This window comes from Ornithinimicrobium ciconiae (assembly GCF_007197575.1).
GTDB classification, from domain to species: Bacteria; Actinomycetota; Actinomycetes; order Actinomycetales; family Dermatophilaceae; genus Ornithinicoccus; species Ornithinicoccus ciconiae.
The window spans coordinates 3,312,530-3,334,210 of sequence record NZ_CP041616.1 but is presented as its reverse complement, the minus strand read 5'-3'; the positions used below and the strand labels follow the sequence as shown (position 1 = coordinate 3,334,210).

Below are 21,681 nucleotides of genomic sequence, written 5' to 3'. Positions count from 1 at the left end.
CCACAGGTCTGATAAGGAGGGTTATCACTCCTTTCCTTGTCCTGGGTCGTGCCTGGCTCTAGGTTGGACTCCGAACAGCACATCTGCCCGGGAAGGAGGAGCGCATGGCGACACACACGCCGCAGTCCACCCTGCAGATGTCCCTGGCCGATGTCGCGCGCCTGGCCGGGGTCGCCCGTCCGGTCGCCTCCGTCTGGCGCAGCCGCCACGCACCGGGTCACCCGTTCCCCCGCCCGGTCGCTCGCGTCGCCGGGCACGACCGCTTCGACGCCTTCGAGGTCGCCGACTACCTGGCCGCCACGGGCCGCGGCAACACCACGGTCGAGCGGGCCGATGTCGCCGCCCACGCCCGGCTGGCCCAGGTGGGCGGTCTCGATGAGGATGTCGTCTTGTCCGGGCTCACCGCACTGCTCGTGCTAGGCGCCGAGCTGGGCGAGCCCCTGGCCGCCCTCGACGACTCCCACCTGCTCGCGCTGGCCGGGGAGGCTGATCCCCAGGACGAGATGCTCCGACGCGAGGTCGCGGCCCTCGGGTCGCACGCTGTCGAGCTCGCCGCACACGCCGACGCGCTGGCGGACGCCTCCTACTCGGCCCGCGCCGCCTTCGAGCTGCTGCTGGAGCAGCAGCTCGCCCGCGGCATGGGGGACCTGTCCGCCCTCGCGCTCCGGTCCGAGGCGAGCGCACTGGTGGGCCGGCTGGCCGCCGAGCTCGCGGCCGACGCTGGGTGGGAGGCACCACTCTTTGTGGGGCCGGTCCCTGGCGTCGGCGACCTGTTGCTCCAGGCAGCGGAGCAGTATGCCGGCGGGCTGGCTCCCAGTGTCGCCGTCGCCCCCGACGACAGTCCGGTGGGGAGGTTGCGCCGGCGTCGGATGCGGGTGCACGACCTGCACCAGGTGACCCTGCAGCGCACCGAGTCCGGTGACTTTGTGGTCCCGTCGGGCACCTTCGATGGCTCGGTGCACGTCATGCAGGTGCCGGTGGCGCAGGAAGCCGCCGGCGACGCCCGGGTCCTGGAGACCGTCGCGGACGTGGTCGTGCAGCTGGCGCAGGACTCGCGGGTCGTGGTGGTCGGGCCAGCATCCGCGCTCACCGACCGCCCCACCAGCGCCGACGCAGATCGGGCTCGCGACGCAGTGCTGCGCAGTGGCCGCCTCCGTGCGGCGATCCGGCTGCCTGCTGGCCTCCTGGTTCACGCACCACGTCAGCACCTCGCCCTGTGGGTGCTCGGCCCAGCACATCCGGAGGTGCCGGTCGCAGATCGCTGGACAGTTGTCGGGGACCTCACGGACGCCGCACTTGACGCCATCACGACCGACGACCTGGTGACCGACGTGCTTGCCTCACTGGTGGACCCACGGTTGGTGGGACACCATGCCTATCGCTTCGTCCACCGCGTGGTGACGTCCACCCTCATCCCTGGTCGTGTCCCTCTTGTCGACACCCGCAGTCCGGTCGTCTCACATGGGCGGGGGACCCGCACGCTCGACGATCTCATCTCGCGACGGGAGTGCCGACTGATCCCTGGCAACAGGGTCGACCCAGCGCATCTGCAGCCGAACGGGCGGGCCGTGATCGGTCCCGAGGAGCTCACCGGGTCACTGCCCCCCGGCTCACGGGCCGTGGATCCGCTGACCTTCCCCGCGGCATACCCCACCTCCCGGGACACCGAGCCGGGTGACGTCATCTTCTGCACCTCGCCGCGTCCGGCCGCGATGGTGGACCGCGACGGTGGCACGGTCGTGCTTGCCCCCGCACGGACACTGCGGGTCACCCCCGACTCCGACAAGGGAGTGCCCGACCTGGTGCCCGACGTCATCGTCGCCGACATCAACGGGACCAGAGGGCGCGACTGGCGCCGCTGGCAGATCCGGCTGGTGTCCCCGAAGCGCCAGGACTCACTGCATGTGGAGCTCGCGGGCATTGATGCCGAGCGTCGCGAACTGCACGACCGACTCGCCCAGCTTGACCACCAGGCCATCCGTGCCATGGACCACGCCACCGCCCCACGACAGGAAGGCCGCTGATGCCACCGAGGAAGAAGGCAGCGCCCACCGCGCCGTCGACGATGAAGGAACTGAAGGACACGCTCTGGAAGGCGGCCGACAAGCTGCGCGGCTCGATGGACGCCTCGCAGTACAAGGACATTGTCCTCGGCCTGGTGTTCCTGAAGTATGTCTCCGACGCCTTCGATGCCCGCCGCGAGGAGCTGCGGGGCGAGCTTGCGGAGTTCTACAGCGACGCCGACCAGCTCGAGGCCCAGCTCAACGACATCGACGAGTACACGGCGCACAACGTCTTCTACCTGCCGCCGTCAGCACGGTGGTCCTTCCTTGTGGCGCACGCCAAGGGGCTGCCCGCGCAGGAAGGGCAACCGGGCAAGACCGTCGGACAGCTCATCGATGAGGCGTTCGACCTGATCGTCGGGACGAACCCGTCGCTCAAGGGAGCACTGCCACGGGGCTTCAACCGTGAGGCGGTCGACCAGCGACGCCTCGGCGAGCTGCTGGACATCCTCAACTCCGCGCGCTTCACCGGCGAGGGGGCAGTGAAAGCACGCGACCTGCTGGGCGAGGTCTACGAGTATTTCTTGGAGAAGTTCGCCCGCGCCGAGGGCAAACGCGGAGGCGAGTTCTTCACCCCGCCGTCGGTGGTGCGCACCCTCGTCGAGGTGCTGGAGCCCACCTCGGGGCGGATCTATGACCCCGCCTGCGGTTCCGGCGGCATGTTCGTCCAGGCAGAGAAGTTCCTCGAGGCGCACAACAAGGACAAGAGCGCCCTGTCGATCTATGGCCAGGAGCTCAACGAGCGCACCTGGAAGCTGGCCCGGATGAACTTGGCGATCCACGGGCTCAACGGCAACCTCGGGCCGGTGTGGGGCGACACATTCGCTCGCGACCTGCACCCGCAGATGCAGGCGGACTATGTGATGTCCAACCCGCCGTTCAACATTAAGGACTGGCACCGCACCGACGACGATCCACGCTGGCGGTTCGGCGTTCCGCCAGCGCGGAACGCCAACTACGCATGGATCCAGCACATCCTGAGCAAGCTGGCCCCCGGTGGGTCCGGTGGTGTGGTGATGGCTAACGGGTCGATGTCGACCAACTCTGGGGGAGAGGGTGAGATCCGCGCTCAGATCGTTGAGGCGGACCTCGTCTCGTGCATGGTGGCCCTGCCGACGCAGTTGTTCCGGAGCACCGGCATCCCGGTGTGTGTCTGGTTCTTCGCCAAGGACAAGACGGCTGGGCCAAAGGGAGCGACGGACCGCACCGGTCAGGTGCTGTTCATCGACGGTCGCGACCTGGGCTTCATGGTGGATCGCGCCGAGCGCGCGTTCTCCGACGAGGACATCGCCAAGATTGCAGACACCTTCCACGCCTGGCGCGGCAGCCCGTCCGCAGTGGAGAAGAGTCTGGGGTATGTCGACGTCCCCGGCTTCTGTCGATCTGTCACCTTGCAGGAGATCAAGGACTCCGGATATGCGCTGACCCCGGGCCGGTACGTCGGCGCGGCCGACGTCGAGGACGATGGCGAGCCGATCGAGGAGAAGATCGAGCGGCTCACGAAGGAGCTGTTCGCACAGTTTGATGAGTCGACCCGGCTTGAAGCGAAGGTTCGATCTCAATTGGAGCGGTTGGTATGACGACGACCATCGGAAAGCTCGCCGAGGCCGGAGTACTAAATTTCGGCGACGGGTACAGAACCAAGCGCTCCGAGCATGGGCAGCCAGGTTTCCGGATCCTCCGCGTGGCGGACGTGACGGAGGGTACAATCTCGCTGGACGGCCAGGACTTCGTTGCGGAGCAGTGGGTCGGCCAGGTCGGCCAGAAGTTGTCCCAGGAGGGTGATGTGCTGGTCACCACCAAGGGAACGGTCGGTCGGGTTGCGATCATGCCCGAACTTGAACAACGCCTCGTCTACAGCCCGCAACTCTGCTACTTCCGGGTGAATCGGCACGAGGTGCTCGACCGGCGATGGCTGAGTTACTGGTTCCGTTCACCGAGCTTTATCGAGCAGGCCTCACATCGTGCGAACAACACGGACATGGCTGCCTACATCAACCTTGCAGACATCCGTTCTCTAGTCCTGCCGACGACACCGATCGCCGCGCAGCGGGCGATTGCGGAGGTGTTGGGGGCGCTCGACGACAAGATCGCCGCCAACGCGGCGTTGGTGACCGCTGCAGAGGCGCTCATGAAGGCGCTGGCGGGTTCAGCGCCAGATCGCGCGCCACTGGCGCAACTGGGAGTGCAGACGACCGCCCAACTCCAGCCCCACGAGTTTTCTGACAGAGTCGCACACTTCAGTCTGCCGGCGTTCGACGAGTCCGCGTCGCCGGAGGTGACTGCGGGCGGCTCCATCAAGAGCAACAAGTTCCACCTCTCCGAGCCGACCGTGTTGGTGTCGAAGCTCAATCCCCGCATCCCGCGTGCCTGGAACGTTCCGGTCGTCCCCCCCGAAATGGCGCTGGCGTCGACAGAGTTCGTGGTGCTAGCTCCGCAAGGCCTCGACGTGTCAGAGCTATGGGCAGCGGTCGCCCAGCCCGAGGTGTGGATGACACTCCAGGGGAAGGTTGCAGGCACCTCAGGAAGCCATCAGCGCGTGCGTCCGGCCGAGGTAATGACCTTGTCAGTGAAGGACGTGAGAGAGTTGCCTAGCTCCGCACGGGCGAGTCTCCGGATGCTCGGGCTCCGCGTGTTCAACGCAAGGCACGAGAGCAAGAGTCTGGCCGCGACTCGCGACGCGCTGCTGCCAGGGTTGATGTCGGGGAAGATCCGCGTCAAGGACGCCGAGAGCGTCGTCGAGGAAGTGGTCTGAGATGTCCATCGACTTCGCGGGCCTCAGTGAGGCTGAGTGGGAGCAGGCTGCGCTTGACGACCTGGCCGAGCAGGGCTGGGAGCCCAGGCACGGCAAGGCGATTGCCCCTGGCTCGGGTGAGCGCGAGACCTGGTCGGACATCGTCTTGCCGACCCGCTTCCTGGACGCGCTGCAGCGGCTCAACACGACCGTGCCGGTGCAATACCTCAAACAGGCGGCCGATGAGATCCTCCGTCCAAGCTCCAACGACGCGATCACCGAGAACCGGCGGACTCACGTCTACCTGACCGAGGGATACCGCGGGATCAGCTGGATCGATCACGAGGGCGTCGAGCACAACCCGACGATCCGACTTGTCTCAACGGAACCATCTGACAACGACTGGCTGGCGGTCAACCAGGTCACCGTGCGTGACCTGGAGGTCGAGCGCCGGCTTGACATCGTCCTCTATTGCAACGGCCTCCCGGTCTCGATCCTCGAGCTCAAGAAGGCCGGTGCGCAGAAGGCAGACGTCGCCGCGGCGCACGCCCAGCTGCGCACCTACGTCCGCGAACTCCCGATGATATTCCGCTTCGCCGTCATGACCGTCGCCAGCGACGGAGTGCTCGCGAAATACGGCACGCCCTTCACGCCGCTCAACCACTTCTCACCGTGGAACGTCGACGAGGACGGTCAGCCCATCGGCTACGCCGACGCATCCGAGCATGCGGGTCCCGGCACGGGACTTGAGCAACTCATCGCCGGTGTCTTCCACCAGGACCGGTTCCTGCAACTCCTGCGCAACTTCACGGCATACGACAGCACCGGCGACGACGGACTGCTGAAGCGGATCGCCAAGCCGCATCAGTACTTCGCGGTCAACCGTGCGGTGGGGGAGACCATCAAGGCCGTCGGATCGCACGGCAAGGCGGGAGTCGTCTGGCACACCCAGGGTTCTGGCAAGTCTATGGAGATGGAGCTCTACACCCACTACGTCCAACGGCATCCTGCCCTGGAGAACCCGACGGTCATCCTGGTTACCGACCGCACCGAGTTGGACGGCCAGCTCTACGGCGGGTTCAAGAGGAGTCTGCTGCTGCCGGAGGACCCGGTGCAGGTGACCAAGCGTGCCCAGCTGCGCACGATCCTCAGTGACCGGCTGAGCGGCGGGATCATCTTCACCACGTTGCAGAAGTTTGGCCTCTCCAGGAGTGAGCGGGAGGCGGGCGAGAACCACCCCCTGCTGTCCGACCGACGCAACATCATCGTGGTGGTCGATGAGGCGCACCGCAGCCACTACGACGACCTCGACGGCTATGCGCGCCACCTCAAGGACGCCCTGCCCAACGCGACGCTGATCGCCTTCACCGGCACCCCGATCTCCTTCACGGACCGCAACACGCAGCAGGTGTTCGGCGACTACATCGATGTCTATGACCTGACCCGGGCCGTGAACGACGGTGCCACCGTGCCGGTCCACTTCGAGCCGCGTCTCATCAAGGTCGGCCTGGTCGACGGGGTTACCGAGGACCAGTTGGACGCTGCGGCCGACGAGGTCACCGTGGGCCTGGATGACGTGGAGCGCGACAAGGTCGAGCGCAGCGTCGCGGTGGTCAACGCCGTCTATGGTGCGCCAGCGCGCATCGAGAAGCTGGCCGAGGACCTGGTGGGGCACTGGGAGCAGCGCCGGGCCGTGATGGACGAGTTCATCCAGGGGCCGGGCAAGGGCCTGATTGTGGGCGGCACGCGCGAGATCTGTGCGCGGTTGTATGACGCGATCGTCGCGTTGCGGCCTGACTGGCACTCCGACGAACTGGAGAAGGGCCGCATCAAGGTCGTGTACACCGGTGACCGGACCGACCAGCCGCCTGTGTCTGATCACGTGCGGCGGGAGTCGGAGAACAAGGCGATCAAGGCGCGCCTCAAGGACGAGGACGACGAGCTGGAGCTGGTGATCGTCAAGGACATGATGCTCACCGGCTATGACTCGCCACCGCTGCACACGCTCTATCTCGACCGGCCGCTCAAGGGTGCCCTCCTGATGCAGACCCTGGCCAGGGTCAACCGCACCTTCCGGGGCAAGCAGGACGGTCTGCTGGTGGCCTATGCGCCGCTGGCTGAGAACCTGCAGGCGGCACTCGCGGAGTACACCCCCACGGACCAGGAGACCAAGCCCCTGGGCCGTGACTTCAGCGGCGCCGTGACGCTGACGCACGAGCTGGTGGACCAACTCGATGCGCTCACCGCTGGCTTTGCCTGGCGTCAGGCCTACTCCGATCGCGCGAGTCGTGGCGACGCCAGGGCGTGGTTCCACGTCGTGACGGCGATGGTGAACCACCTGCGAAACCCGGCCACGCCGGGCAACCAGGCGACCGAAGGATCTGGCGAAGAGGCGGGCATGGGCCTCGCGACGGCATACCGTCAGACCTCCACCGCCCTCGCACGCGCCTGGGCGCTGTGCTCGGCCTCGGGGCAGTTGGAGGAGATCCGTCCCACGGTGCGCTTCTATGAGGAGGTGCGCGTCTGGATGGCCAAGCTGGACGCCGAGGAGCGGCAGGCCAGCGGCGAACCCATCCCGGCAGATGTCGAGCGGCTGCTCGGCTCGCTCATCGCGCAGAGCACCGAGATCGGGGAGGTGCTCGACATCTATGAGGCGGCCGGCATGCCGCGGCCGAGTCTGATGGACCTGGGTCCGGAGTTCGTCACCCAGGCCCAGCAGGCGGAGAACCCGCACCTGGCCATTGAGGCCCTGCGTGACCTCGTCGCGCGGGAGTCCGTCAAGGCCACCGGCACCAACTCGATCCGGCAGCGGGCGTTCTCCGAGCGGATCCAGGAGCTGATGCGCAAGTACACCAACCAGCAGCTCACCTCCGCTGAGGTCATCGCCGAGCTCATCGCCCTGGCGCAGGAGACGGTGGCCGAACACGACCGGGGAAAGCGCTTCGACCCGCCGCTGCAGGTCGACGAGCTCACGTTCTATGACGCCGTCAGTCTCAACGAGTCTGCGCTGGACGTGCTCGGGGAGGGGAAGCTCGCCGAGATTGCGCGCGACCTGGTGGCCGCGATGCGGCGCGACATTAGGACCGACTGGACCGTGCGCGAGGATGTGCGAGCGAAGATGCGGACCACGATCAAACGGCTGTTGCTCAAGCACGGTTATCCGCCGGACCAGTCGGCCGCGGCGGTCAAGCAGGTGATGGATCAGATGGAGGCGATGGCGCCGAGGCTGGCTGTGACTGGTCGGAGCGCCTTCGCCCGGAGACGTAGAGGTGTCGGAGGTCGATCAGGTTCATGAGGAGATGGGCCTGATCAATGCCTTCGGCATGTTCTGGCGACGGGACGAGGTGGACTGGTCGCCGACCGCCGTCAAGCTGCTGGGTGTTCAGCAGGCCGGCAGCGATCACGTCGACTTCGGTGCGCAGGCGGGCGTATACCTCCTGTATGACCAGAATCGGGTTGTCTATGTGGGCCGTTCGCAGAAGCCCCGTCTCGGCAACCGACTGCGCGATCACACCAAGGACCGGCTGAGTGCGCGGTGGAACCGTTTCTCCTGGTTCGGTGTGCGAAGTGTCGGCGCGGACGGCGCACTCGGAGCGCTGCCAAACTCGGGGATCGGCGTCGAGACGCTGATCGCGACGATGGAGGCGCTGTTGATCGAGGGGCTTGAACCACCACAGAACCGGCGCCAAGGGGACGGTTTCGTCGCTGTTGAGTTCATCCAGGCTGTCGACCCAAAGGTGGCCAACCGAGAGAAGAAGAAGTTGCTGCTGGGGCTCGTCGCTGAGAGTTGATGCACTACGGCACGGCTGATTGTGATCGATAATCGATTAGTAACGACTGAGGATCGCGCACAGCGATTGTCACCCGACCGAGGGCGGCCAAGCCCCCTGCAGCTGGCCGTCGTTGTTCTGGCGCTGCTGGTCGCTGGTGCGCAGAACGTCAACTCTTCATGATGTTAGGCGTACTGGAGCGAACTGTCGGATAGGGCAACCGCGTCCGCCGACGATCGCATGCCGGGGAGCAGCACCAGAGCGAGGTGTCCTGCCGGGTGGCACCGTCCGGCCCACCGGGGTTCCCTGGAAGGGACCACTTCCCCGACACATGGAGGTTTGCCATGAGCCAGGTCACCGAGTCCGTCGACGTCAACGTCCCGATCCGGACGGCCTACGACCAGTGGACCCAGTTCGAGACCTTCCCGCAGTTCATGGAGGGCGTGGAGTCCGTGACGCAGATCAGCGACACGCGCAACCACTGGACGGTGGAGGTGGGCGGACAGACCCGCGAGTTCGACACCGAGATCAGCGAGCAGAGCCCGGAGGAGCGGATCGCGTGGACCACGGTGGGCGGCGACGTCAAGCAGGCCGGTGTCGTGACCTTCCACAAACTGGATGAGAACACGACGCGGGTCACCATCCAGATGGACTGGGACCCGGAGGGGTTGGTGGAGAAGGCGGGGGCGGCCGTGGGGGTGGACGACCGGCGGGTCAAGGGCGACGCCAAGCGCTTCAAGGAGTTCATCGAGTCCCGCGGCACCGAGACCGGTGCCTGGCGCGGTGACGTCCCGCGCGACTGAGCAGCCGCCAACCGGCTTCCGGTATGCCGCGCCCGTCCCACTCTGTGGGGCGGGCGCGTCCCGTCTACCGCGGCGTCAGCGCGGGTCAGACGCGCCCCTTGAGCAGGGCCCGGAAGTAGACGACGGGTTCGACATAGCGGTCGAAGGCCCACAGCAGCCGGCGCGGGACGGTGAGGTCGATCAGACTGGTCGTCGGCTGGGGAGTGCCCGTCCGGTCGAACTCGGCGAGCAGCAGACGTCGCCGATCCACGGTGATGGGGATGATCGTGTAGCCGTCGTAGTGCCGCAGACTTTCACCGGTCCGTCCGCGCCGGATGTTGTCGGCGAGCACCTCGACCTGGCTGCGCAGCGCCCCACCCGACGGGCGCGTCCGGACGTGCGCCACGTCGCCCAGGCTCCACACGCGGGGGAGGCTGTGGTGGGCCAGCGTGCCTGGGTCGATGTCGACTAGGCCGCCGGTGTCGTCGCTGGCCAGCGGGGCGAGCCAGTCCGGGGGGCGGTAGTGCGGCACGACGAAGGCCTGGTCCACCCCGTCCAGCACCTGCTCGCCGTCCGGCGTGCTCAGCGTGACGGTCCGGGCCTGGTGGTCCAGCGCACCCACGGTCGCGTCGTGGTGGACGGTGATCCCGAACCGCTGCAGGTGGGGCTCGACCTGCCGGTCGGCGAAGCCCAGGCCCAGCAGGGAGGAGTATGGCGTGACGAGCCGGACGTCGATCTCCTCCAGGACCCCTTCGCGGCGCCAGTGGTCGCACGTCAGGAAGAGCGGCTTGAGCGCGGTGCCGCAGCACGGTGCCGGCTCCGGCGGGATGGTGAAGACCACCCGGCCACGCGTCATACGTTTGATCGCCGTCCAGGTGTCCTCGGCGCGGGAGCTGAGGTGCGCGGTGGCTGACCATCCCGCCTCCATCGCCTCGGCCAGGCCGGGGGTGGCCGCGAGGTCCGGCTCGAGGCCGGGGGCCACGACGAGGTCGCCGTAGCCGACCCGCTCACCGGTGTCGAGCTCGACCTCCCGCTCGTCGGCGTGGACCGCGACCGCGCGGTGCGGCAGCCAGGTGCAGCCGCTCGGGATCACCGCCGCCATCGATCGGGTGAGGCGCGACATCGACGCCTGCCCGCCACCGACGTAGTTGAGCAGCGGGCGGTAGCGGTGCACCGGGTCGGGGGCGATGACGGCCACGTCCCGGCACCCGATGCGGCGCAGCCGCGCGGCGAGTGAGATGCCGGCGTTGCCACCCCCACGATGACGACGTCGTGCGATGCCATGGCCCCTCCCGTCGTCAGGTGTTGCAGTGCGACCGAGCCTACGTCGGCGCCACCGAGGTCGGGCCGGAAACGTCACCCGCCGTGGTGCTCACCCGCGGGCTTCGGCCACCGTCCTGGCGCCGACCAGCATCGTGCCTGCCAACGCCGCGAACGCTGCGGGAGCGCTGTCGCTCGCATAGTCCCGCACCGCCTGCCGGGCGACCTGCAGCACACCACGGGCGGCACCCTCACGCAGCTCCTCTGGCAGCGTCTCGATGTCGGTCGTCTTCGCAGCCCCCACGATGCGCCGCGACATCTTGGCCGCAGCAAACAGCCAGGCCTCCTGCTGCCAGGTGGCGAGCAACTCCTCCAGGAACGGCTCCCCCCAGACCCGCTTGTCGAGGCGGTCTGGCCAGCGGCGACGGAACTCGGTCTCAAAGGCGTCCCAGGTCTGCGTGATCAGGCCCAGCGCCCACTGCGCGCGCTCGTCCTCGCCCAGCGCATAGGCACGGGCGGCAGCAATGGTGTAGTTCGCCCACAGCGCGCCAAGGTCGAACGCGACGGGGCCATAGAAGGCGAACTCGGAGTCGAAGACCTTGATGCTGTCGCACTCGGTGCTGTCCTCGGGCTTGCGCACCATGATCGAGCCGGTGTGCAGGTCGCCGTGGATGAGGGCCTCGGCCTTGGTCATGAACAGCCACTTAGCGCGGCCCATCGCGGCCACGAACTCCTCATCCGCTGCCAGCTCGGCCGCGTCCACCTCGTTGGCCGGGAGCACGCTGTTGCGGCCCGCGTCGACGGACGGCTCGGTGAAGACCAGGTCCTCGGTGATCTGGCACAGCTGCGGATTGACCGAGTCGGCGAGGCGGGCGGCCAGTTCCTCCCGCTCCAGCCCGAGGGCAGAGGTCCCGGCGGCGACGCCGGCGACATAGCGCCCGGCGGCTGCCGCCGCGCCGTCGTGGATCTGGCCCTCGTTGAGCGCGGTCCGCCAGACCGTGTGGTCGCTCAGGTCCTCCAGGGCGATGATGAACCGGTCGTGGTCAAAGTGCAGGACCTCGGTCACCAGGCCCGGCGCGAGCGGCCCGTGGTGGCGCAGCGAGTCGGCCTCCAGGCGGGAGCGTTCGGGCGTCATCGGCCAGTCCGGGCCGGTCATCCGCACATAGGGCAGCGACTGCTTCAGGCACAGCCCGCGGCCTTGGGCGTCCTTGGCGACGAAGACCAGGTTGAGGTTGCCGTCACCGATCTCGTCCACGGACACCAGGTTGTCGGCGTCGATCTGCTCGGCCAGCGAGGGGACGCTGCGGATGTGGTCGGCAACCGTGTCGACCGTGAGGAACTCGTAGTCGTGAGCCATGGGGATGAACGCGTCCTTCGTGGGTGCGGGCCTAGGTGGCCGAGGTGTAGCGGATCTGTTTGCGGGACAGGGTGTAGGAGAAGATCAGCGCGAGGATCAGGACCGCTCCCTTGGCGGTGTCCTGGTGGTAGTACTGGAAGCCCTTCATCGTCAGGCCGGTCAGCACGATTGCGATCAGCACGGCACCGAGCAGGGTGCCCCAGGCGTTGGGCTTGCCGGCGCCGAGCACGGAGCGACCGACCAGGGCCACCGCGACCGCCTCGAGCAGGCTGGAGGCACCGGCGTTGACGTCACCCTGCCCGATGCGCGAGACCAGGATCATGCCGCCGACCGAGGCCAGCAGCCCGGAGATGACGTAGGCCAGGCCGCGATAGAAGCCGACGCGCACACCTGCGAGGCGGGCGGCCTCGGGATTGGCGCCGATGGCATACATGACCCGGCCCCACTTGGTGCGGCTCAGGAAGAACCAGGAGGCGATGACCAGCACCAGCATGATCACCACCGGCAGCGGGATGGGGCCGACGAAGCCCCGGTCGATCTGCAGGAAGCCCTCGGTGAACCGCCCCGGCGCCTCCGACCCGTCCCGCAGCACCATGCCGCTGGTGACCGACTGGCCGGAGACCGGGATGAGCTTGGCGCCCTGGATGACGAACATCATGCCCAGCGTGGCCAGCAGGTCCGGGATCTTGCACACCACGATGAGGAAGGCGTTGATCAGCCCGACCAGCACGCCGGCCAGCATCACCACCCCGACCGCGGTCATGCCGGTCATGTTGTAGAAGACCATCGTCAGCGCGGCCATCTGCACGGCCAGGCCGGCGACCGACCCGATCGAGAGGTCCAGACCGCCGACGACCATCGTGAACATGATGCCCAGACCCAGGATCGCCGTCACGGAGACGAACTTGAGCATCGAGAAGATCGAGGAGGACGTGGCAAACGCCGGCTCGGTCAGGGCGAAATAGATGAACAGCACGATCGTCACGGCGATGAAGCCATACTTGACGATCACGTCCCGGGCACGGTCCAGGGCCGTGGTGTCCGCTGTGGTTCCGGCCATGGGTCAGGCAACCTCCGACATGCTCGCGATGATGGTGCTGTTGTCGATCTCGGACGCATAGGCGTCCAGATAGATCTGGCCCTCGGCGAGGACCACCACCCGGTCGGCGACCTCGCGCAGTTCCTCGACGTCGCTGACGAGGACGACCACGCAGGCGCCGGCGGCGGCCTGCTCCCGGGCCTTGTGCGCCAGGTCGCGCCGGGCGCCCAGGTCGACCCCGCGGAACGGCTCGTCCATGAGCATGATGCGCGGCGACTGGCGCAGCCAGCGGGCCACGACGACCTTCTGCTGGTTGCCGCCGGACAGGGAGTCCATCTCCTGGTCGGGGCCGGTGGCCACCACGCCGTAGGAGTTGATGATGTCCGCGGCCATCCTGCGCTCGGCGCGCCGGTTGATCACCGACCCCGGGCTGATGGAGGACAGGAAGGGCAGGCTGCCGGTGGTCGCCAGGGTCCAGCCCGGCAGCATCGACTGGGCGGCGCGGTCCTCCGGGGCCAGATAGATCCCGCGCCGCACGGCCTGGCTGGTGGAGCGGGGGGCGAAGTCGGCGCCGTCCAGGCGCATCGAGCCGGCGCGCAGGCGCTCCACCCCGTAGACAGCCTGGGCCAGCTCGGTCTTGCCGGCGCCGATCAGGCCGATGACGCCGGTGACCTCGCCATAGCGCAGGTCCAGGTCCAGCGGCGCGGACCGGGGGAGCAGTTGCAGGCCGCGCAGCTCGAGGGCGACCTGGTCGCCGCGCTGCTCGGTGAGGTTGTTGACCTCCACCTGGAGCGCCTTGCCCAGCATCGCCTCGACGGCGGCGGGCATGTCGAAGGGCTGGGTCTGCTCCTGCTGCAGCCGGCCGTCGCGCAGCACGACCAGGTCGTCGGCCAGGGAGCGGACCTCGCTGAGCCGGTGGGTCACATACATGACGGCCACGCCCTCGTCCCGCAGCCGGCGGACCAGCGCGAACAGCCGGTCTGCCTCGGCGGCGGACAGGGTCGAGGTGGGCTCGTCGAGGATGAGCACCTTGGGGCGCTGGTTGAGCGCCCGGGCCAGCAGCAGCAGCTGACCGTCGGCGATGCCGATCTCGAAGGCGTCCTTGAGCAGGAAGGAGTCCGACCAGCCCAGGTCGAGGGTGGCGGCGATCTCGCGGGCGCGGGGCAGCAGGCTGCGCAGGCTCCGCACCGGGGGCAGCGAGGCGCGCACCATCTCCTCGAAGACGAGGTTCTCGGCGACCGTGAGGTCGGGGATGATGCTGTCGTCGACCCGCTGGTGCACGGTCTGGATGCCGTGCTGCGCGGCGGTCATCGGGGTGGAGATCTCCACCTGCTCACCGGCGACCTCGACCTCGCCGCCGTTCTTGGCATAGATGCCGCTGAGGATCTTGATGAGGGTGGACTTGCCGGCGCCGTTCGCGCCCAGCAGGGCGGTGACCCGCCCGGCCAGCAGGTCCATGGTGACGCCCTTGAGGACTCGGTTGGGGCCGAAGTCCTTGGTGATGTCGGTCAGGCGCAGGGCCACGTCGCCGGAGCCGGTGTCGCCGCTCGTCGGTTCGTCCTGCACGTGGTCCTGCCTCTCTCGTATGCCGTGTGGTTGCCGAGCGCGGGAGGGCGGCGGCCGGTCTGTGGCCGCCGCCCACCCGTGGTCGGATCAGAAGGTGACGCTCGGGATCCAGTCGGCGGAGGAGACGTCGGAAATGTTGAGTGCCGGCTCGACGGCGCGCAGGTCCTCCATGTTGTTGACGTCGTTCTCCCGCAGGAAGTCCGCGGTGACCAGGATCGGCGGGAACTCCACCTTGGTCTCGGTCAGCTCACCGGCCATGTGCAGCGCCAGGGTGCGCACGACCACAGCGCCGATGGCGTTGGGGTCGGTGGCTCCGGTGGCGACCCACGGGCTGCCCTCGGCCTTCATCAGCTCGATGTCGGCGGTGGAGATGTCGGCGCCATAGACCAGGACCTCGCCCTCCAGGTCCGGGTTCTGCTCCAGGGCCGACAGGGTGCCCTTGGTCAGCTCGTCGTAGGGGGCATAGATCGCCGCCACGTCCGGGTTGGCCTTCAGGGCGTTGCTGACCATCGGCGCAGTGTCCGTGGCGGTGGAGTTGGTGTAGGTGCCGGTGAAGAACAGCTCGGTCCAGTTGTTCTCTGCCTTGTAGTCCTCCCAGACGCCGTCGCGTCGGTCCAGCGGCGCGATGCCCTTGACGTTGACGTAGCCGACGTTGACGTCACTGCCGACGTCCTCAACCATCTTGTCGAGCACCAGGGAGGCCATCTCGATGTCGGACTGCTGGGTCTGGATGGCGTCGGGGGCGCACTCCTGGATCTCGACGTCATAGATGATGACCGGGATGCCGGCCTCGATGGCCTTGTTGACGCCCGGGCACAGCGTGTCCGGGAAGCCATGGCGCACGATGATGCCGTCGGGGGAGGCGGCGATGGCCTGGTCGAGCTGGGAGGCCTGCGTCGCGTTGTCGCCCTGAGCGTCAAAGACGGCGAGCTCACCACCCAACGCCTCGACCTGCTGGCGGGTGCCGTTGAGGTATTGCTGGAAGTAGTCGCCCTGACCGCTCTGCTGGACGATGGCGATGTTGACACCGTCGCCGTCGAACGGAGCGGGCGCCTCGGCCGCGGCCTCGGAGGTCTCCGCCTCGTCGGCGTTGCCACCCTCCTCGGCGGTGCTATCAGCGGCCTCGGCGGTGGTGCCCTCCTCAGTCGGCGCGTCGCCCTCGGCGTCGCCCTGGCTGCACGCGGACATCGCGAAGACGGATGCGCCAAGCAGTCCTGCCAGAAGAACCTTGCTGTTCCTCATGATTGTCCTCTCCTTGCAGCGGTGGCTGCGATCTGCTCAGCCCGCGATCCTCGCGAGCAGGGTGGGGTGGGGGGTGTTGGCTGGTTCGACCACGCCGCGCTCGGTGACGACGGCGCTGATCAGGTCGTGCGGGGTGACGTCGAAGGCAGGGTTGAAGCCGACCGCACCCTCGGGCGCGGTGCGACGGCCACCGAAGTTGACGACCTCCTCGGGGTCGCGCTGCTCGATGTCGATGTCGTCGCCGGTGGCGGTCGCCAGGTCGACGGTGGAGGAGGGAGCGGCCACGACGAACGGGATGCCCGCGCGGGCGCACGCCAGCGCGAGGGAGACCGATCCGACCTTGTTGGCGGTGTCGCCGTTGGCGACGATCCGGTCGGCGCCGATGATCGCGACGTCGACCAGCCCGCGCAGGATCGTGCTGGGTGCGGCTCCGTCGACCTGGACGACGTGCTCGATGCCGTCCTGGGTGAGCTCCCAGCTGGTCAGCCGGGACCCCTGCAGGAGGGGGCGGGTCTCGTCGGCATAGACCAGGCCGAGTCGGTCCCGGTCGTGCAGCTCGTGGATGATCCCGTATGCCGTGCCCCAGGCACTGGTGGCCAGCGCCCCGGTGTTGCAGTGGGTCACCACGCGCACCCGCTCCAGGCCGGTGCGCTCCAGGATCCAGTCCGCGCCGAGGCGGGAGAGCTCGCGGTTGGCGGCCTCGTCGTCGGTCACGACTCCACGGGCGAGGATGAGCACCTGGTCGGCGCCCTGGGTCATCGCGCCGCGGACCTGGTCCACGCCCCAGGCGAGGTTGACGGCGGTGGGGCGGGCCAGGCGGATGCGGTCGACCTCGGCCTGCAGCCGGCTTTCGTCCCAGCCGTCGCGGCTGGCCTGGTTCATCGCGACGACGACCCCGAGCGCACCGGCTGCGCCGAGGGCGGGAGCCCCTCGCACGGCCAGGCTCTGGATGGCGGCGACCAGGCCGTCCACCGTGGTGATGTCCAGGTGGGTCTCCTGGGCGGGCAGCACGGTCTGGTCGAGCAATCGGATCCTCGGTTGCGGGGACTCGACCCATTCGACTGCCAGGACCATGCTTCTCCTCAGGAGGACGACGTTGTCATACAACTTGTGAACTGAAGGTAAGCGGCTGGCAACAGGTTGTCAATAGATTCTGGTCACATCGCGTTCCATGACGCGTACAGTGTCTTCGGCAGCAGCCCGGGGAGCCGGGCACCGGAATTCCTGGGAGGACGCATGGCCCGCAGCGGCACCCTCGTTTCCCGCGTGGCGGAGGACCTGCGCAGCGCACTGGCAGCAGGCCAGTACCCAGCGGGTTCCAAGCTCCCGCCTGAGACCGAGCTGGGCTCCCAGTTCGGCGTCTCCAGGCCCACGGTGCGCGCGGCCCTGCGTGAGCTGGAGGCGCTCGGACTTGTCAGGACCTCACACGGTGTGGGCACCTTTGTTGTCGAACAACCTGCTGTCCGCACCGGCCTGGAACGCCTCGACTCCATCACCGAGTCCATCCGCGCCGACGGCCACGTGCCCGACATGGTCTATGCCAGCCGCATCCTGCGGGCGGTGATGCCCGAGGAAGCCGCGCGGATGGAGGTGCCCGGCGACACCCAGGTCCTGGAGATCCGCCGCACGATCCTGGCCGACGGCGAGGTGATGGCCTACTCCTACGACCTGATGCCGGCCCACCTGCTGCCCAAGGGCTTCGACCCCGAGGAACTCACCGGCTCTCTGTTTGACTTCATGAAACAGCGCCTCAACCGGGTCCCGGTCACCGCCTTCGCGGAGGTCCACGCTGTGGAGTCCAACCACGTCGGCTGGGGGAGCGAGGCAGCCACGCACAAGCTGTTCCTGCTGCTCAACCAGTTGCACCACGACGCCACGGGCGAGCTGATCCTCTACTCCCGCACCTACTTCATCGAGGGCCGCTACTCGTTCTCGCTCGTCCGCACCGTCTAACTCATTTTTGGGAGGTTCGGACCACGCCCGCGGTTGTCTCTCCGTTAGTCTTTGGGTGTGCTGCCCGTGGATGTCGACCCGGAACGCTTACGCGATGTGTGCGAGCGCTACGGCGTTGCGTCCTTGGAGGTGTTCGGCTCTGTCGCTCGTGGCGAGGACCGGATCGACAGCGATGTTGACCTCCTCTATGTCCTGAAACCGGGCACTCGCCTCGGCTTCCGGCTCTTCGACCTCGAGGACGAGCTCGCTGTGCTCTTCGGCCGCCCGGTCGACCTTGTCGCGCGCAGATCGATCAACAAGTACATCCGCGAGCAGGTCCTCGCCGACGCGCAACCTGTCTATGCGGCGTGAACTTCTGCTGCTGCGCGAGATGCGCGACGCAGCAGTGGCAATCCGGGAGCTGGTCGGTGATCGAGACGCCGAGCAGGTGGAGTTGGACGCCATGCGACGCTCGGCGCTCTTGTGGCACTTCACGGTCCTCGGAGAGGCCGCAAGTCAGGTCAGGCAGGGGACCAAAAACGCACACCCGGACATCGCCTGGCGCGCAGCGACCCGGCTGCGGAACCGCATCGTTCACGGCTACTGGAACATCGATGTCGAGACGCTGGTCGGGACGGCCAGCGAAGATCTCCCTCGAATGATCGCTCAACTCGAGGATGCCATCGCTGCGCTCATGGGACCCGAATAAACGAACTCCCGCCACCTCGAATCGGATGTCAGAGGCTCTCGCGCAGCGCAGTCGCGTTGGTGCGCAGGTCGCCGCGGTGCAGCGCGCCACCGATCAGCAGGACGACGTCCTGGCCGAACAGGTCGAGGATCTCGGGCACCCGCTCCAGCGTCATGCCGCCCCCCGGGGTGGGCAGCGCTGAGCGCACGCCCGGGCGTGCGACGGCGCACTCGTCCCGGATCTGGGCGCACTGCTCGACCGAGAAGCCGAATCTGCCGCCGTAGTTGGGGAAGACCACCATGTCCGCCCCGGCCAGCCGGTTGATCAGCCCCAGCAGGATGCCGTGGTCCAGGCCCTGGCCGGGGTTGACGACGTGGGAGCCCAGCATCGAGGGATGGCTCATGATCGGCAGGGCCAGGTCATCGTCGTCGGCCAGGGCCCGCATGGCGTCGAAGCCGGTGATTCCGGGCAGCACGAGCAGCCCTTCGGCGCCGAGCTCCTTGGCCTCGTCCGCCCGCTGCAGCACCTCGTCTGCCGGGACGTTGAGCGAGGGCAGATAGCGCGCGCTCGTCCCGGCCATCTCGTTGGCGTCCAGGACAGCCTCCGCGCACCGCGCCACCCGCTCGCGCCACGGCGACCACGGCTGGTCCCCCAGGGAGTGGTCGTCCTTGATCAGGTCGATCCCCGCCTCGGCGAGCACGCCGGCCGTGGCCGCGAGCTCCTCGGAGGAGGAGCCCATCGGCTTCAGGGCGGTGGCCAGCAGCGGCCGCGACGCCACACCCAACAGCGACCGCATCCCTGACACGCCGAACCGTGGGCCGCGCAGACCCAGGTGCTCCGGAGCAGGCAGCTGCACGTCGACCACGCGCACGCCCTCGAACAGGGACACGTTGCCCCACAGGACGTTGAGCACCTGACCCAGCCCACCGGCATACACCCCCGCGGCGTAGGAGATGACCACCGAGCCCTCGTCGCGGTCCTCGACCTGCCCGACCACCTCCTGCTGGATCCAGTCGGGCGCCAGGTCGGCGGGGAACTCGATGGTCTGCTCGACCCGGATCGCCTCGGCGACCGCGTCCACGTCACCGGCGATCGCATAGCGCACATAGAGCCGCGAGGGATCCCGCCCCAGCACGGTCGGCGCGCTCACAGGGCCTCCGCCTTGGCGGTGCTGTGCACGTCCGCGACCCGCAGCTCGGTCAGATCCTCGGCGGTGATGCCGAGCGGCTCGCCGGTGAGGCCCTCGACAGCGCGGACCAGGGCGGCGGCATCCAGCCCGTACTCCGCCAGCAGGTGCCCCTGCGAGGCGCCGTGGGCGTAGGTGTCGTCCAGCCCGAGCCGCACCAGCCGGGTGCCGATGCCGGCGTCGGCCATGACCTCGGCGACCGCTGACCCCAGGCCACCGGTGCGCAGGTGGTTCTCCATGGTGACCACGCCACCGCCCGCCGCGGCGAGGGCGTCCAGCACCGTGGCGTCATCGAACGGCTTGAGCGTCGAGATGTGCAGGTGGCGGACCTGCACGCCCCGCTCGCGCACGGCGGGCAGGGCCCGCATGGCCTCCTCGGTGCAGATCCCCTCGGTGAGGACCAGGACATGATCCGGGCCGTATGCCGAGTGGTCGGGTCCCAGCTCGCGGGCGCGGCCGAGCGCGAACGGCTCGGACTGCGGGAACAGGCGGGGCATCTCGCCGCGCAGCATCCGGACGTAGACGGGGCCGGGCTGGGCGTGGATCACGTCCAGCACGCTCTCCACCTCGGTGGCGTCGCCGGTGCTCAGGATCGTCAGGTTGGGCACCGCGCGCAGCACCGCCAGGTCGTCGATCGCCTGGTGGGTGACGCCACCAGGGGTGGTGACACCGGGCAGGAACCCGATGAGCCGCACCGGCAGGGACGGGTAGGCCACCGACATGAGCAGCTGGTCCAGCGGCCGGCGATAGAGGAAGACCGCGAAGGTGTGCAGCCACGGCTCGAAGCCCTCCCGGGCCAGGCCGGCGGCGAAGCCCATCATGTTCTGCTCGGCCATGCCCATGGAGAAGTAGCGCTCCGGGTAGGTGTCGCGCCACGGCCCGACCTCGCAGGAGTTGGTGAGGTCGGCGGTGAGCACGAGCACCTCGGGCTTGTCGGCGCTCCAGTCGATGAAGTTCTGCAGGTGCGGGCGGCGGACCAATTCGACAGGGGTGGGCCCCTCCTCGGTCGCGGGGTTCTGCTGAGTCATCACAGGCTCCTTCCGGCCAGCTCGGCGTAGGCGTCGGCATATTTCGCGCGCTCGTCCTCGCTGGTGAATCGCAGGTAGTGCAGGACCGGGCGGCGCTGCTCCAGCAGCGGCAGACCCCGTGTCGGGTCGGTGTAGGCGAGAACGAAGTGCGGCTTGTCGCTCGCGCTGTCCATCGCCCCGGTCAGCGCCGTGAGGTCATGGCCGTCGACCACATCGACGCTCGCGCCGAAGGCCCGCAACCGGTCTGCGAGCGGCTCGATGCGCATCACGTCCTCCATCGGGCCGTCGCACTGGGCCTGGTTGACGTCGACGATCACCCGCACCCCGGTCACCTGGTGGTGGGCCAGGGCCTGCACGGCCTCCCAGGTCTGCCCCTCTTGGAACTCGCCGTCGGACAGGAAGACCCAGGTGCGGCCGGTGTGGCCCTTGAGTTTGCGGGCCAGCGCGATCCCGCCGGCCTGCGACAGCGCCTGGGACAGGGACCCCGTGGTGGTCTCGAAGCCGGGGGAGTGCTCGGCGCCGATCATCTCGACCGTGCTGCCGTCGGCGTTGAACTGCTCCAGGGCGTGCTCGGCCAGGCGGCCGGTCTCGATGAGGGCGGCATAGACCACGAGCGCGTAGTGCGCCGGGGAGACGATGAACCGGTCCGCCTCGGGGGAGGGCGGGCCGTGCACGACCGCACCGGTCACGGACTGTATGCCGGGGGCTGGGACCTGAGTGAAGGCCGGGGGCTCGTAGGGCGCATCGACCTGCGCCAGCCTGATCGCGCCGCCGTAGCAGGCAGCGAGGAGCTCGGCGGCCGAGCACGCCTGGCTCATGTAGCCCCCGTTGTTCCTGATGCTGTGCTCAAGCACCCTGCGGCGGATGCCGTGGGCGATCTGCGCCATCCGATCGAGGTCTGGCTCCATTGCACTCACTCCTTGACGTGCGGGCGCTCGCGTGCGCGGCCGGCCGGGATGTCTGACAACTCCGGACGCAGCCTACGTGGTGATGGTCGTGCTCCGGAAGGGGTCAGGTGGAGGTTCTCGATGCTA

Annotated in this window: 18 protein-coding genes; 9 read left to right on the top strand and 9 right to left on the bottom strand. The window is 68.3% G+C overall.

Annotation, left to right across the window (positions count from 1 at the left end):
* The first annotated feature begins 104 nt into the window (after nucleotides 1-104).
* From FNH13_RS15400 to FNH13_RS15375, 6 genes are all read left to right on the top strand, one after another.
* A complete protein-coding gene (locus FNH13_RS15400; protein WP_143784243.1) occupies nucleotides 105-2,024 on the top strand; it encodes a hypothetical protein in 1,920 nt (639 codons plus the stop codon).
* Nucleotides 2,024-3,643 (top strand): class I SAM-dependent DNA methyltransferase, encoded by a 1,620-nt coding sequence (locus FNH13_RS15395; RefSeq protein ID WP_143784242.1) that lies wholly within the window; start codon nucleotides 2,024-2,026, stop codon nucleotides 3,641-3,643. The genes FNH13_RS15400 and FNH13_RS15395 overlap by 1 nt, the downstream gene beginning before the upstream one ends.
* Nucleotides 3,640-4,818 (top strand): restriction endonuclease subunit S, encoded by a 1,179-nt coding sequence (locus FNH13_RS15390; protein ID WP_143784240.1) that lies wholly within the window; start codon nucleotides 3,640-3,642, stop codon nucleotides 4,816-4,818. Before FNH13_RS15395 ends, FNH13_RS15390 begins: the two co-directional genes overlap by 4 nt.
* A 1-nt stretch (nucleotide 4,819) precedes the next feature.
* A complete protein-coding gene (locus tag FNH13_RS15385; RefSeq protein WP_143784239.1) occupies nucleotides 4,820-8,092 on the top strand; it encodes a type I restriction endonuclease subunit R in 3,273 nt (1,090 codons plus the stop codon).
* Nucleotides 8,067-8,588, top strand: coding sequence for a GIY-YIG nuclease family protein (locus FNH13_RS15380; protein WP_202878804.1), 522 nt, complete (start codon nucleotides 8,067-8,069; stop codon nucleotides 8,586-8,588). The genes FNH13_RS15385 and FNH13_RS15380 overlap by 26 nt, the downstream gene beginning before the upstream one ends.
* A gap of 323 nt (nucleotides 8,589-8,911) precedes the next feature.
* Nucleotides 8,912-9,370, top strand: coding sequence for an SRPBCC family protein (locus tag FNH13_RS15375; RefSeq protein ID WP_143784237.1), 459 nt, complete (start codon nucleotides 8,912-8,914; stop codon nucleotides 9,368-9,370).
* A gap of 85 nt (nucleotides 9,371-9,455) precedes the next feature.
* Here the strand turns inward: FNH13_RS15375 and FNH13_RS15370 are convergent, their stop codons facing one another.
* The 6 genes from FNH13_RS15370 to mtnA all read right to left on the bottom strand — a co-directional run bounded on the left by FNH13_RS15370 (nucleotide 9,456) and on the right by mtnA (nucleotide 16,887).
* Entirely contained in the window at nucleotides 9,456-10,547 is a 1,092-nt protein-coding gene (locus FNH13_RS15370) for an NAD(P)/FAD-dependent oxidoreductase (protein WP_202878803.1), read from the bottom strand.
* 174 nt (nucleotides 10,548-10,721) lie between these two features.
* Entirely contained in the window at nucleotides 10,722-11,966 is a 1,245-nt protein-coding gene (gene mtnK, locus FNH13_RS15365; protein WP_143784236.1) for an S-methyl-5-thioribose kinase, read from the bottom strand.
* A gap of 31 nt (nucleotides 11,967-11,997) precedes the next feature.
* Entirely contained in the window at nucleotides 11,998-13,026 is a 1,029-nt protein-coding gene (locus FNH13_RS15360; protein WP_143784235.1) for an ABC transporter permease, read from the bottom strand.
* A 3-nt stretch (nucleotides 13,027-13,029) separates the two neighbouring features.
* Nucleotides 13,030-14,571 carry a sugar ABC transporter ATP-binding protein gene (locus FNH13_RS15355; protein ID WP_202878802.1) on the bottom strand — a complete coding sequence of 514 codons (1,542 nt, stop codon included), beginning with the start codon at nucleotides 14,569-14,571 and terminating at the stop codon, nucleotides 13,030-13,032.
* Nucleotides 14,572-14,658: 87 nt separating this feature from the next.
* On the bottom strand, nucleotides 14,659-15,813 hold the full coding sequence (locus FNH13_RS15350; RefSeq protein ID WP_143784233.1) for a substrate-binding domain-containing protein: 1,155 nt from the start codon (nucleotides 15,811-15,813) through the stop codon (nucleotides 14,659-14,661).
* A 36-nt stretch (nucleotides 15,814-15,849) separates the two neighbouring features.
* Nucleotides 15,850-16,887, bottom strand: a complete 1,038-nt coding sequence (gene mtnA / locus FNH13_RS15345; protein WP_143784232.1) for an S-methyl-5-thioribose-1-phosphate isomerase — start codon at nucleotides 16,885-16,887, stop codon at nucleotides 15,850-15,852.
* A gap of 162 nt (nucleotides 16,888-17,049) precedes the next feature.
* On the opposite strand from mtnA, the gene FNH13_RS15340 reads away from it, so the two are divergent.
* Genes FNH13_RS15340 through FNH13_RS15330 form a run of 3 tightly spaced genes read left to right on the top strand, consistent with a single transcriptional unit; the run spans nucleotide 17,050 to nucleotide 18,454 of the window.
* Nucleotides 17,050-17,766 (top strand): GntR family transcriptional regulator, encoded by a 717-nt coding sequence (locus FNH13_RS15340; RefSeq protein WP_143784231.1) that lies wholly within the window; start codon nucleotides 17,050-17,052, stop codon nucleotides 17,764-17,766.
* 57 nt (nucleotides 17,767-17,823) lie between these two features.
* Nucleotides 17,824-18,117 (top strand): nucleotidyltransferase family protein, encoded by a 294-nt coding sequence (locus FNH13_RS15335; RefSeq protein WP_202878801.1) that lies wholly within the window; start codon nucleotides 17,824-17,826, stop codon nucleotides 18,115-18,117.
* The gene (locus tag FNH13_RS15330; RefSeq protein WP_143784229.1) at nucleotides 18,107-18,454 is read left to right on the top strand and encodes a HepT-like ribonuclease domain-containing protein; all 348 of its coding nucleotides are present in this window, start codon (nucleotides 18,107-18,109) and stop codon (nucleotides 18,452-18,454) included. The genes FNH13_RS15335 and FNH13_RS15330 overlap by 11 nt, the downstream gene beginning before the upstream one ends.
* A gap of 28 nt (nucleotides 18,455-18,482) precedes the next feature.
* Here the strand turns inward: FNH13_RS15330 and FNH13_RS15325 are convergent, their stop codons facing one another.
* Genes FNH13_RS15325 through FNH13_RS15315 form a run of 3 tightly spaced genes read right to left on the bottom strand, consistent with a single transcriptional unit; the run spans nucleotide 18,483 to nucleotide 21,555 of the window.
* Nucleotides 18,483-19,583: a RuBisCO large subunit C-terminal-like domain-containing protein gene (locus FNH13_RS15325; RefSeq protein ID WP_143784222.1), complete on the bottom strand. Its 1,101-nt coding sequence runs from the start codon at nucleotides 19,581-19,583 to the stop codon at nucleotides 18,483-18,485.
* Nucleotides 19,580-20,647, bottom strand: coding sequence for a transketolase family protein (locus tag FNH13_RS15320; RefSeq protein ID WP_143784221.1), 1,068 nt, complete (start codon nucleotides 20,645-20,647; stop codon nucleotides 19,580-19,582). The genes FNH13_RS15325 and FNH13_RS15320 overlap by 4 nt, the downstream gene beginning before the upstream one ends.
* Complete coding sequence (locus FNH13_RS15315; protein ID WP_143784220.1) at nucleotides 20,647-21,555, bottom strand: transketolase; 909 nt, start codon at nucleotides 21,553-21,555, stop codon at nucleotides 20,647-20,649. Before FNH13_RS15315 ends, FNH13_RS15320 begins: the two co-directional genes overlap by 1 nt.
* Nucleotides 21,556-21,681: the final 126 nt, after the last annotated feature.

Excerpts from the sequence above, each read along its gene's own strand:
- FNH13_RS15395 (WP_143784242.1), top strand. The coding sequence starts at position 2,024 with ATGCCACCGAGGAAGAAGGCAGCGCCCACCGCGCCGTCGACGATGAAG.
- FNH13_RS15400 (WP_143784243.1), top strand. The coding sequence starts at position 105 with ATGGCGACACACACGCCGCAGTCCACCCTGCAGATGTCCCTGGCCGAT.
- FNH13_RS15350 (WP_143784233.1), bottom strand. The coding sequence starts at position 15,813 with ATGAGGAACAGCAAGGTTCTTCTGGCAGGACTGCTTGGCGCATCCGTC.
- FNH13_RS15360 (WP_143784235.1), bottom strand. The coding sequence starts at position 13,026 with ATGGCCGGAACCACAGCGGACACCACGGCCCTGGACCGTGCCCGGGAC.
- FNH13_RS15330 (WP_143784229.1), top strand. The coding sequence starts at position 18,107 with ATGCGGCGTGAACTTCTGCTGCTGCGCGAGATGCGCGACGCAGCAGTG.
- FNH13_RS15340 (WP_143784231.1), top strand. The coding sequence starts at position 17,050 with ATGGCCCGCAGCGGCACCCTCGTTTCCCGCGTGGCGGAGGACCTGCGC.
- FNH13_RS15375 (WP_143784237.1), top strand. The coding sequence starts at position 8,912 with ATGAGCCAGGTCACCGAGTCCGTCGACGTCAACGTCCCGATCCGGACG.
- FNH13_RS15320 (WP_143784221.1), bottom strand. The coding sequence starts at position 20,647 with ATGACTCAGCAGAACCCCGCGACCGAGGAGGGGCCCACCCCTGTCGAA.
- FNH13_RS15385 (WP_143784239.1), top strand. The coding sequence starts at position 4,820 with ATGTCCATCGACTTCGCGGGCCTCAGTGAGGCTGAGTGGGAGCAGGCT.
- FNH13_RS15390 (WP_143784240.1), top strand. The coding sequence starts at position 3,640 with ATGACGACGACCATCGGAAAGCTCGCCGAGGCCGGAGTACTAAATTTC.
- FNH13_RS15315 (WP_143784220.1), bottom strand. The coding sequence starts at position 21,555 with ATGGAGCCAGACCTCGATCGGATGGCGCAGATCGCCCACGGCATCCGC.
- mtnA (WP_143784232.1), bottom strand. The coding sequence starts at position 16,887 with ATGGTCCTGGCAGTCGAATGGGTCGAGTCCCCGCAACCGAGGATCCGA.
- mtnK (WP_143784236.1), bottom strand. The coding sequence starts at position 11,966 with ATGGCTCACGACTACGAGTTCCTCACGGTCGACACGGTTGCCGACCAC.